The organism is Sphingobium mellinum (genome assembly GCF_037860795.1).
GTDB classification, from domain to species: domain Bacteria; phylum Pseudomonadota; class Alphaproteobacteria; order Sphingomonadales; family Sphingomonadaceae; genus Sphingobium; species Sphingobium mellinum.
The window spans coordinates 82,519-93,097 of sequence record NZ_JBANRK010000013.1; the positions used below are offsets into that span (position 1 = coordinate 82,519).

Annotated in this window: 10 protein-coding genes; 4 read left to right on the plus strand and 6 right to left on the minus strand. The window is 63.1% G+C overall.

Annotated features, from left to right (window positions below; translation table 11 throughout):
* Window positions 1-40: 40 nt before the first annotated feature.
* The 4 genes from AAC640_RS13555 to AAC640_RS13570 all read right to left on the minus strand — a co-directional run bounded on the left by AAC640_RS13555 (window position 41) and on the right by AAC640_RS13570 (window position 4,454).
* Window positions 41-769: a sugar transferase gene (locus tag AAC640_RS13555; protein WP_340267114.1), complete on the minus strand. Its 729-nt coding sequence runs from the start codon at window positions 767-769 to the stop codon at window positions 41-43.
* Complete coding sequence (locus AAC640_RS13560) at window positions 766-1,965, minus strand: glycosyltransferase family 4 protein (protein ID WP_340267116.1); 1,200 nt, start codon at window positions 1,963-1,965, stop codon at window positions 766-768. Before AAC640_RS13560 ends, AAC640_RS13555 begins: the two co-directional genes overlap by 4 nt.
* 190 nt (window positions 1,966-2,155) lie before the next feature.
* The gene (locus AAC640_RS13565) at window positions 2,156-2,779 is read right to left on the minus strand and encodes a response regulator (RefSeq protein WP_340267118.1); all 624 of its coding nucleotides are present in this window, start codon (window positions 2,777-2,779) and stop codon (window positions 2,156-2,158) included.
* On the minus strand, window positions 2,757-4,454 hold the full coding sequence (locus tag AAC640_RS13570) for a sensor histidine kinase (protein WP_340267120.1): 1,698 nt from the start codon (window positions 4,452-4,454) through the stop codon (window positions 2,757-2,759). Before AAC640_RS13570 ends, AAC640_RS13565 begins: the two co-directional genes overlap by 23 nt.
* Before the next feature lie 175 nt (window positions 4,455-4,629).
* Here AAC640_RS13570 and AAC640_RS13575 point away from each other — a divergent pair, with 175 nt between their 5' ends.
* The 3 genes from AAC640_RS13575 to AAC640_RS13585 all read left to right on the plus strand — a co-directional run bounded on the left by AAC640_RS13575 (window position 4,630) and on the right by AAC640_RS13585 (window position 7,770).
* Complete coding sequence (locus AAC640_RS13575) at window positions 4,630-5,046, plus strand: hypothetical protein (protein ID WP_340267122.1); 417 nt, start codon at window positions 4,630-4,632, stop codon at window positions 5,044-5,046.
* 112 nt (window positions 5,047-5,158) lie between these two features.
* A complete protein-coding gene (locus tag AAC640_RS13580) occupies window positions 5,159-6,916 on the plus strand; it encodes a carbamoyltransferase family protein (protein ID WP_340267124.1) in 1,758 nt (585 codons plus the stop codon).
* A 47-nt stretch (window positions 6,917-6,963) separates the two neighbouring features.
* Window positions 6,964-7,770 carry a PIG-L deacetylase family protein gene (locus AAC640_RS13585; RefSeq protein ID WP_340267126.1) on the plus strand — a complete coding sequence of 269 codons (807 nt, stop codon included), beginning with the start codon at window positions 6,964-6,966 and terminating at the stop codon, window positions 7,768-7,770.
* Between the two features lie 76 nt (window positions 7,771-7,846).
* On the opposite strand, the gene AAC640_RS13590 is transcribed toward AAC640_RS13585, so the two are convergent.
* Together AAC640_RS13590 and rho are read right to left on the minus strand one after the other, a co-directional pair.
* On the minus strand, window positions 7,847-8,569 hold the full coding sequence (locus AAC640_RS13590; protein WP_340267128.1) for a YjbE family putative metal transport protein: 723 nt from the start codon (window positions 8,567-8,569) through the stop codon (window positions 7,847-7,849).
* Window positions 8,570-8,683: 114 nt separating this feature from the next.
* Complete coding sequence (rho, locus tag AAC640_RS13595) at window positions 8,684-9,940, minus strand: transcription termination factor Rho (protein ID WP_340267130.1); 1,257 nt, start codon at window positions 9,938-9,940, stop codon at window positions 8,684-8,686.
* A gap of 275 nt (window positions 9,941-10,215) precedes the next feature.
* Here rho and AAC640_RS13600 point away from each other — a divergent pair, with 275 nt between their 5' ends.
* Window positions 10,216-10,560: a pepsin/retropepsin-like aspartic protease family protein gene (locus AAC640_RS13600; protein WP_340267132.1), complete on the plus strand. Its 345-nt coding sequence runs from the start codon at window positions 10,216-10,218 to the stop codon at window positions 10,558-10,560.
* Window positions 10,561-10,579 lie beyond the last annotated feature (19 nt).

The following is a 10,579-nucleotide window of genomic DNA, read 5'->3' on the forward strand; positions in this document are numbered from 1 at the left end:
TCTCCGCACATCGACTGTGAATTGCTCCGCACGCAGGCCCCTATCGGCACCCGCTTCCCATGTGGCGAGGTGGGTCGTGATCGGGCAAGGAATGATCATTGGCGACAAGCGCATCGACCATGGGGGACGCCGGCCCATCCACGGTGGGCTGATCGTCGCGCGCGGACGCAGGCTGCGCCTGCCTTCGCTCGCCCGACCCTGCCGCCGACGGATTAAAGGACCGATGGTCCCCCAGCAGTACGACCAGGATCGTCCGCCACAGGATCAGGGCATCCAGTTTCAACGACGCGGATCGGATATACCACAGGTCCATGTCCAGTTTTTCGTTGAGGGTGAGCAGCGGACCACCATGGATCTGCGCCCAGCCAGTCAGCCCCGGACGCACGCTGCAACGGTGCACGCCGTCCTGACCCATGCCCGCGATGGTCGGCGGCAGCAGCGGACGCGGGCCGATGAAACTCATCTGCCCGGTGAGGATATGCCAGAGCTCGGGAAGCTCATCGATCCGCGTGCGCCGCAAAAAAGCGCCCAATCGCGTCGTTCGATGTTCATCCGGCAATGGCTGCCCCTTGCCATCGCGGACGTCGATCATCGTCCGGAACTTCCACAGCGTGAACAGGCGCCGGTCCAAACCCGACCGGACCTGCGAAAACAATATCGGACTGCCCATCGTCAGCCCGATAGCGATGGCCACTGCGAGCAGAAGCGGAGCGAGAAGCACGAGCAGCAGGCCGGCGGCAGCCTGTTCGACGATAGTACGCAGATTCATGACGGTTCAGCCGCCGCAATCGCAACCGGCGACCGATCCGGCACGGCCTTGGCGCCCAGCCGATCCTCGGTCAGGCCCATGAGGTCGAAAAGCAGCGCGTTGACATGATCGACCGAATAACGATCCACCACGATCGCACGCGATCGGCGTCCCATCTGCGCGGCGAGGTCGGGCGAGTCGATGAACCGCTGCATGTGCACAGCCAGGCTCGCCGGGTCGCGGACCGGCACTAGCCAGCCATTATCCCCATGCACGATGGGTTCGCGGCAGCCCGGCGAATCGGTCGAGATCACGGCGCGCCCGGTGGCCATCGCTTCGAGCGTGCTGCGCGGCAGCCCCTCCCGATAATAAGAGGGCAGGACGAAAACAGTAGAGCCTGCCAGATAGGGCCGGACATCCTCGGTCGATCCAAGATACTCGATCGTCCCTTCATCGACCCAGGCCTGCATTTCCGCGGGACTGATGGCGGATGGATTGGGATCGAAGGGTCCCAGCAGCTGGAACCGCGCCGTTGGATGGCGCCTTCGTACGAGCCGCGCGGCTTCGACAAAATCGGTCACACCCTTGTCGCGCAACAGCCGGGCGATCATCAGAAATGTGGGAGGACCTTCCGGCAGCGGCTGTTCGCTGAAATGCGCGAGATCGACTCCGGATCCCGGCACCTGGACGATCTCCTGGCCCGGCGCCAACATGCCAAGGTCGCGCATGTCGACGCCATCGTCCCTGTTGAAGACGAGGACGCGATGGGCGCGGGCGGTCGCGACCCGGAACAGGCCGGCCATAATCGTCCGGACCAGCGATCGCAGTCGGTCGCCCCCATCGCCGCCGGTGCAGGCATAGCCAAGGCCGCTGCACATCAGCACACGCCTGGCGCGCGGCGCGGCGAGTCGTGCGGCGATGCCACCGTAGATGATAGGCTTTTGCGTGTAGGCCAGCACCAGGTCCGGTCGCGCACGCCGGAACAAGCCGGCGAGCGCGAGCAATGTCCACATGTCCACGAAGGGGTTGATGCCGGCGCGCGCCATGGGGATAACCTCATAGCGAACGCCCCACCGCGCCAGAGTGGCCGCGACACGCGCGTCCTTTTCCGGCGCGCAGGCCACCACGTCATGTCCCTGCCGCGCCATCCCCTCCAGCAACCGACCACGAAAATTCACAAGCGAAGGTGCGAAACTGGCGACGACAACGATCTTCACGTCTTTCCTCCCGAAGAGAAGCGGACGAAGGTCGACTCAAGCCCGCTCGTCCGTGGATGTCGCGGCGAGAATAGGGGAAGGGCGCCGACGGCGGGCAGGGCATAAGGCTAGTAGCCCGTTTGGGGGAGAGGATGCCCTTGCGGACGAGTGTTCACGCTCCGAGAGGCTGAAAGGACTGACCGGGCGGCAGTCAGTTCATCAGCAGCGAAGCAAGCGCGGTCCGGTTGGCGATCTGGAGCTTCTGGTAGATATTCTGGAGGTGAATCTTCACCGTCCCGGCGGAGGACTCCAGTTCCCGAGCGATCATCTTGTTCGAAAAGCCCCGACAGACCAGCCTGGCGATTTCCATCTCCCGACGGGTCAGCGTGGCGCTGGCGCTCGCCTGCCCCTTGGGCTGGGCGATCGCCGGCCTCTGTGCCTTGGCGGCCAGTTCGGACGGCAGCCAGCGCCGCCCGGCCGCAACTTCGCGCAAACAGTTGACCAACGCCTCGGGAGCGCTTTCCTTCAGTAACACGCCCGACACGCCAAGGTGCAAGGCCTCGGAAATCTGAGCCGCCGTGATAGTGGCGGTCAGGAAGACGATGCGGACGTCAAGCCGCAGGGCCACCGCCTCCCGCAGGATATCCATGCCACCGAAGCCCGGCATGCTGACGTCGACCAACCCGATTTCGGCCGCGCCGCTTCGCAGGAGATCAAGCGCCTCACGCCCCGCAGTGCTTGCCCCAACGACACGGAAGTCCGGCTCCAGTTCGAGCAGATCGCACAAGCCGCGCAACAGCAGCGGATGGTCGTCACACAGGACAACGCCACACATCCGCGCCTCCCTTCAATGGCAGGCTGATCCTCATGGCAAGTCCCGGCGCCATACGGGTGATCGCAAACTTGCCGCGCAGGTCCGCCACGCGCGCCGCGAGGGATCCCGGCGGCTTGCAGGCATGCGGCGCCATATTGGTGATACCGGAGCCGTTGTCGATGATCCAAAGACAAAGCTCCTCCTGATCCAGCGCCGCATCCAGCTTCAGCTGTGTCGCGCCACCGTGCCGGACGGCGTTCGCGGTTGCTTCCGCCAGCAGTTTCGACACCTCCAGCGCCATCGCACCGGGCAGCACGAGCTGCTGCGGTTCGACTTTCACCTGAATGTCGCAATTCCATTGCTGGCGCAGCGACGCGGCGCAGCCCTTGAGCGTGGCCTTCAATGAATTGTCCTCGTCGTGCGACTGCACATTTTCGACATAATGGCGGATGCGGCGCTGCTGATCGAGGATGACCGAGTTGACGAGCGCCAAGTCCGCCTGCGCAGGCTCTGGCACCCGCATCATAATCGCCTTCAACCGAAGGCTCGCAGCCGTCAGGTCCTGCAGGATGCTGTCGTGCAGGTCGCGGGCAAGGCGGCCGCGCTCTTCCGTGCGGGCGGATTGTGCGACTTCGCCCATCAACGCCAGCCGCTCCAGTTCCGACGCCACGCGCGCGGCAATGATCGAGGTAAGCGAAACGCCCTCCTCATGATAGCATTTGGGATTGATTACGAACAATTCGCCGCGGAAGCGGATACCTGAAAAAGGCGTCGAATAGGCACGCCGCACGCGCATAGAGGGTACAGGGAATGGCCTGGCGGGTATCGCATGGGCCAATAGGGTCAGTAGCCGGCGGACCGTTTCAGCGGCGCCCGCAGGCTGTACCAGCTGGGCATCGATCGATGCCCACAGGTCAGGATCCCCGACGGAGGAGACCAGCAGTTGCCCATCTAGCCACACGGCCATCATGCCTAGCGGTTGTTCCTGGTCCTGCCAGAAGATGATGAGCTGCGGCTTGCCAAGCACGTTGGCGGCGTGCCGCAGCAACGGTTCGAGCCACTGGCGGATATCGCCCGACAGCCCATTGTTGGGCCAGGCCGCCAGTCGTTCCAATCGATCCCGGCTAAGGTCGCGCGACGCGCCGAAATAGCCGAGCATAAGCGCCCCGACGAGATAATAGGCAGACCGCATTATGAGGATGTTGAGTTCCGATTCACCGTCATCCAGGTCGGGCGCGCCGACAAGCAGCAGTACCACCTCCAACGCCACGCCGCCGGCCAGCGCTCCCAGCAGCCCCCAGCGGACGGTAGTGACGAGCAGAATGAAGGGTAGGAAAGAGAAGAACGGGCTGGTGAGTTCGTCGGTCAGGAGCGCCAGGCCGCTTATCACGACGAGGTCGATGCCATGGGTCAGCAGATGGATCGGGTCGTCGAGGCGGCGGCGCAGCGGCCAGACCGCGAATACGAATGCGAAGATCAGGTAGAACGCCAGCGCGAACCGCGTTTCCTGCGCCAGATAGGCTGGTTTGGTCGGATCAAGATAAATGGCAAGGACCGCGAACATTGCCGTTATCAGGCGGCCGGCATCGATCAGCCTTTGCGGGTCGACGACGAGCAGGAGGTTGAGCGGTCTGCTTCCGACCTTGAGCGGCGCGGCACCCTTACCTGCCCTTGCTGATTCCAACCGATCCCGCACGCCGCACGCCCTCTTCGTGCGCGCAACTTATCAGCCCGGCAGTGATCGCAAATTGCGATTATGGGTATAGGCACGGCGATGTTGCGCCGCCGGCCGCAAGCGTCGCGGCTCATCCGTATGAGCGTCTACCGAGGAGCGGGCGGGGGTGTAATATGCACTTCGAAAGGAGCGAGCGATGCATGCCTTTATCCTGTTGGAAATTGCCCGGAGGCCGGATGGCTCCTTGCCCGACCGGCTGTTGCAACTCGCCTACAGAGCCAGCCAGAGAGGACGTGTCATCCTTCTACTCGATGGCATTTCCCCTTTCGAGGTGGATGCGGCGCTGGACCCATTGGTGCATCAGCTACCGTTGGATATTCCGGGAGTCGTCTACCATGAAGAGCTGGACGATCCGATACTGTCCGAAGTTGCGGAGCAGGCGCCGCTGGTGTTCCTGTCGTCGACCGCGGCACGGCGTCATCCGGCATTGCATCGCGCGACGCGGAGCCGCTGCGCCACCTTAAGAGCGGCTGCGCCGATACTCGAACGAATGGGTCGCCCCACCAGCCTGCGCGAACTAACCGACCGCTCGCAATGCACGGGAAATACCTGATTCCTTTGACCAACCCCGAAGTAAGTATGCCGACTGGCAGATTCCGCGCCTGACGTTCAGACCATAGGCTCTACCGGTCAAGCGAACCTTCCTCGCGATAAACGGAGGCACAATGGACAATTTTATCGGCCTGTTCGAAGGCGGCTATGATCCCGCCGCCGCGCTCGTACGCTGCGGCCACCTCGTTGCCTTCGCCGAGGAAGAACGTTTTCTTCGCAACAAGCATGCCAAGGGCTGGTATCCATCCCGCGCGCTCCGCTTCTGTCTGGACCAAGGAGGCATCGACGCCGCGAGTGTCCGTGCCCTGGCCATCAATTGGGACGTGCCATCCTACACCAATGGGGTAATGCGCAATTTCTTTGCGGACATGCGCAAGGACTGGTCGGTCGATGCCAAGACGATTTCCTGGCAGAACGGGCTACTGACCCACTTTTCCGACGAAGTGACCGTGGCGCGCCATAACGCCGCCTGGCGCAGGGCCTTGGGCGCGCAGTCCGCGCCGCCCATCCACCCCGTGCCCCATCATTATACCCACGCGCTGCACGCCTACCTCCAGTCACCTTTCGACGATGCGCTATGCATTACCGTGGACGGCTCCGGCGACCAGCTCTGCACCGTGCTTTGGCACTGCATCGGCGACGACATCGTGCCGCTCTACGAGGTCCCGATGCCCCACTCGCTGGGTTGGTTCTATGCGGCCATCACCGAATATCTGGGCTTTGAGGCCTATGACGGCGAATATAAGGTCATGGGGCTGGCCGCCTATGGCAAGCACGACGCCACGATAAAGGCAGCGGTCGACCAGATATTGATGCCAGCCGACGATGGCATCGGCTACAAGCTGGACCCGCACATGATCCACTATGGACCGCGCAGTTGGTCCGACCGTTTTACCGACTATCTGCCTCGCCTGCTCGGGCGCGACCCACGTTCCGAAAACCAGCCCATCGAGGAATGGCACCACGATCTTGCCTTCGTGGTCCAGGAAGCGCTGGAGCAGGCGGTGACCAGGCTCGTCCGCTGGGGCCAGAAGAAGACCGGTTGCACCAAACTGTGCGTCGGCGGGGGCGTCGGCCACAACATCAAGATGAACAGCAAGCTCTACGACATCGAGGGGATTGAGCATATCTTCCCCCATCCGCTCTGTTCCGACAGCGGCGCGGCGGCGGGTGCGGCGTTCGCCGCCTGCTGGCAACAGACCGGCAGCCGCCCAGAAAAGCTGGCCACCCTGGCGCTTGGCCCGGAAGAAAGCGACGCGCAGATTGAAGCGATGCTCAATCGCTGCGGCATAGACTATCACCGGCCGAACGACATCGCGCGTTCGGTCGCCGAAGATCTGAGCCAAGGGCGGATCGTAGGCTGGTTCCAGGGCCGCATGGAGGCTGGGCCTCGCGCCCTGGGGCAGCGAAGCATCCTGGCCGATCCCCGCACCGTCGACGCACGGGACAAGGTGAATGCGGTCATCAAATATCGCGAGCCCTGGCGCCCCTTCTGCCCCTCCATGAAGGCGGAGGCAGCGGACCGCTATCTGGAACGGAGCGATAATGCTCCCTTCATGGTCATCGCCTTTCGCGCCAAGCCGGAACTCTCCCGGGACGCGCCGGCGATCGTCCATGTCGACGGCACAGCGCGCGTGCAGATGGTGCATGAGCAAAGCAATCCGCTCTTCCACCGGCTGCTGGGCGCGTTCGAGGAGTTGACCGGCGTGCCAGTGCTGCTCAACACCTCGTTCAACGTGAAGGGCGAGCCGATCGTGTGCAGCGCCGTCGATGCGGTGCGAACATTCTTCGGCACGGGCATGGACACGCTGGCGCTGGGCAACTGTCTCATCCGCAAGCCTGCGCCTGCCATGGCCGTGGCGGCGGAGTAGCTAGGCCAATGGCAACGCACGCGCGACGGCGAAAGGGAGGGGCATCTGTGACGGACGGACTCTACAGGCTGCCGGAGGAAGCGTTCGGGACGCACCTCGATCCAGCATCACCCTCCGCGGCCATGCCCTCCGTCTTCTCGGCGGAGCCAGCGGAACAGGCATCGCCCGGACGGAACCTGCTCGCCCAGATCGAACGCGCCCTCGTCATCGCTCCCCATCCCGATGACGAGGTTTTGGGCGTCGGGGGCACGATGGCCCGCCTCGCGCGACAAGGTGCCGCTATCCAGGTCTGCGTCCTGACACGCGGCGACCCACCGCACTTCCCCGAGGGAGCGACGGCGCGCGTGCGGCGCGAAAGTCAGGTTGCGCATCAGCGCCTGGGCGTCAGCGAAACCCATTTCTGCGACTTCCCCGCCGCCGCACTCGACCGCGTTCCTCATGCCGAACTCAACGCCGGAATCGGCGCGATCATCGACCATTTCCGCCCCGATGCGCTGTTCGTGCCCTTCGTCGGCGATATTCACCTCGACCATCAGCTGGCTTTCACCTCTGCCATGGTCGCGGCGCGCCCGCGTCACGCGCAAGCGCCCAGACTGATCCTGGCCTATGAGACGCTGTCAGAGACCAATTGGCTGGCGCCCGGCATAACGCCGGCCTTCGTGCCGAACTTGTTCATCGATATCAGCGACACCCTGGAGGTAAAACTGGACGCCTTCGCCGCCTTCGAATCCCAGGTGCAATCCTTCCCTGACGAGCGGTCCATCGAAGCGCTGCGGGCGCTGGCGACGGTGCGCGGCGCGTCGGTCTTTTGTCGAGCGGCGGAAGCCTTCATGCTTGTGCGCCTCATAGCCTGAGCGCGCTCCGCCGCGCTATCGGGCGCGCCCCCCCCCCCCCGATCCTTCCAGAGCGACGGGGTGAACCCCATTTTCGTCAGGAGAACAGGGTGAGGATGCCCACCTGATGATCGACGATACCGTCGTAGATCATCTTGACCGCGACATAGAGTATGACGGCGAGGCCCAGATAGGCGATCCAGCGAAACCGCTCGATATATTTGGCGATGATGTTCGCGGCGATCCCCATCAAAGCGACCGACAAGATCAGACCGATAATCAATATGCCGGGATGATCCCGGGCGGCACCGGCCACCGCGAGAACATTGTCAAGGCTCATGGACACGTCCGCGACAGCGACCGCCCAGGCGGCGCCAGCAAAGCTCTTGGCGGGGCGCAAGCCGGAAATGTCATCGTCACTCAGGTCGTTGGGCGTTTCTGTCCCCCGGCGCGGATGCAATTCGCGCCACATCTTGAACGCGACCCACAGCAGCAGCAGCCCGCCCGCCAGGATCAAGCCGACTATCTGCATCAGCTGCGTCACCACGAGCGCAAAGCCGATCCGCAGCACCAACGCGGCGATGATGCCGATCAGTATGACCTTCTTGCGCTGCTCGGCCGGGAGGCCGGCTGCCAGCGCGCCGACTACGATCGCATTGTCACCGGCGAGGAGCACGTCGATCATCAGCACCTGGCCGAATGCCGCCAAGGCAGCAGGCGTGCCGATATTGCTGAAGTCGTTGACAATATGGCCCCAGACGTCGGCTGGAGAGCCAAGGCTTTGCGCCGCAGCGGCAGCGGTGGCGATAAGGTCGAACATGACGGCCTGACGTCCCCTTGAAGCATGATCACGCCCGGCAGTCTTCGCCGCGGGCATGGAGGTGGGCAGTGGCCTTCAGATCCGATGCCGATCAAACCAGAACTGCTTGCACCCTTACTGGTTCATCGAATCGAAGAAATCCTCGTTGGTCTTGGAATCCTTCATCTTGTCGAGCAGGAATTCCATCGCGTCGACCGTGCCCATCTGCATCAGGATGCGGCGCAGCACCCACATCTTGGACAGCTTGGCCTTGTCGACCAGCAGCTCTTCCTTGCGGGTGCCCGACTTGCCGACATCGAGCGCCGGGAAAATGCGCTTGTCCGCCACCTTGCGGTCGAGCACGATTTCCGAATTGCCGGTGCCCTTGAATTCTTCGAAGATGACTTCGTCCATGCGGCTGCCGGTGTCGATGAGCGCGGTGGCGATTATGGAAAGCGAACCGCCCTCCTCGATATTGCGCGCCGCGCCGAAGAAGCGCTTGGGACGCTGCAGCGCGTTGGCGTCCACGCCGCCGGTCAACACCTTGCCCGACGACGGCACGACTGTGTTGTAGGCGCGGCCAAGGCGCGTGATCGAATCGAGCAGGATCACCACATCCTTCTTGTGTTCCACGAGCCGCTTGGCCTTTTCGATCACCATTTCGGCAACCTGGACGTGACGCGACGCGGGCTCGTCGAATGTGGAGGACACCACCTCGCCCTTCACGCTGCGCTGCATGTCGGTGACTTCTTCCGGGCGCTCGTCGATCAGCAAGACGATCAGGAAGACTTCGGGGTGATTGTCCGTGATCGCCTTGGCAATATTCTGGAGCAGCACGGTCTTGCCGGTACGTGGCGGCGCGACGATGAGCGCGCGCTGGCCCTTGCCCTGCGGCGAAACGATGTCGATGACGCGGGCGGACTTGTCCTTGACCGTCGGATCGAGCGTGTCGAGCACCAGCTTCTGCGTCGGATAAAGGGGCGTCAGGTTATCGAAGTTGACGCGGTGGCGAACGACCTCCGGATCATCGAAGTTCACCGACATCAGCTTGGTCAGGGCAAAATAGCGCTCGCCATCCTTGGGTGCGCGAATTTCGCCTTCCACGGTATCGCCGGTGCGAAGGCCGAATTTGCGCACCTGGTTGGGCGAGACATAGATATCATCGGGTCCTGCAAGGAAATTCGCTTCCGGACTGCGCAAAAAGCCGAACCCATCGGGCAGCACTTCAATCGTGCCCTCGCCCATGATCTGTTCGCCATTTTCCGCCTCAGCCTTGAGGATCGCGAACATGATATCCTGCTTACGCAGCGTCGAGGCGCCTTCCACCCCCAAATCCTCGGCCATGGTCACGAGGTCAGCGGGTGATTTCTTCTTGAGGTCCTTGAGATGCATGCGACTGGAGTCCGATGGAGAGAGAAAATGGAAAGAGGCGGTGGAGGGAAAAAGGCCCGGCGCTGGAAACCTGGGAAACCCGTGCCGGACGGCCGGGATAGAATGTTTGGCGTTTAGCGATCAGCCCGCCTTCAAGTCAAGGCGGCTCGTCGATCAAACGTCCGGAAATCCTGCTGGCTCCGCTTCTGAGCGGTGGATGGTGCAGCAGTTGCGGCAATGGCTGCGTAGCGCGCGGCGTGATATGCTCGGCCCGGCGTGGTGTAAGGGATCATGTGATGGGTCATCGCCGTTTCGCCGGTGCCCTGGTGTCGGCTTCGCTCTGTCTTTCCCTGCCTCTTCATGCACTGGAGCCGGAGCAAGGCGATCCGCCCGCTATCGTCCGTCCCCTCGCCCCTCCGGATGACCCAGTCACGATCCCCATCCGCATCGATGGGAAAGGACCTTGGAATTTCGTGGTGGATACCGGGTCCCAGCGTACCGTCGTTGCGCGCGACCCGCGCGCCCCTGCCTTCGCTACGGTCAGCCTGGTGAGCGTGACGGGGGAAACGCTGACCGGGTCATTATACCAACCTGCATTGATCACGACCCACGCGCCCATTTGCGGCGTCCTATGGTCATGATGCGCCACGGCTGATCGAT

What these genes read in the sequence shown, in the direction of transcription:
- AAC640_RS13555 (WP_340267114.1), bottom strand. Translation starts at nt 769, where the DNA reads ATGAATCTGCGTACTATCGTCGAACAGGCTGCCGCCGGCCTGCTGCTC.
- AAC640_RS13565 (WP_340267118.1), bottom strand. Translation starts at nt 2,779, where the DNA reads ATGTGTGGCGTTGTCCTGTGTGACGACCATCCGCTGCTGTTGCGCGGC.
- AAC640_RS13575 (WP_340267122.1), top strand. Translation starts at nt 4,630, where the DNA reads ATGCATGCCTTTATCCTGTTGGAAATTGCCCGGAGGCCGGATGGCTCC.
- AAC640_RS13580 (WP_340267124.1), top strand. Translation starts at nt 5,159, where the DNA reads ATGGACAATTTTATCGGCCTGTTCGAAGGCGGCTATGATCCCGCCGCC.
- AAC640_RS13590 (WP_340267128.1), bottom strand. Translation starts at nt 8,569, where the DNA reads ATGTTCGACCTTATCGCCACCGCTGCCGCTGCGGCGCAAAGCCTTGGC.
- rho (WP_340267130.1), bottom strand. Translation starts at nt 9,940, where the DNA reads ATGCATCTCAAGGACCTCAAGAAGAAATCACCCGCTGACCTCGTGACC.
- AAC640_RS13600 (WP_340267132.1), top strand. Translation starts at nt 10,216, where the DNA reads ATGGGTCATCGCCGTTTCGCCGGTGCCCTGGTGTCGGCTTCGCTCTGT.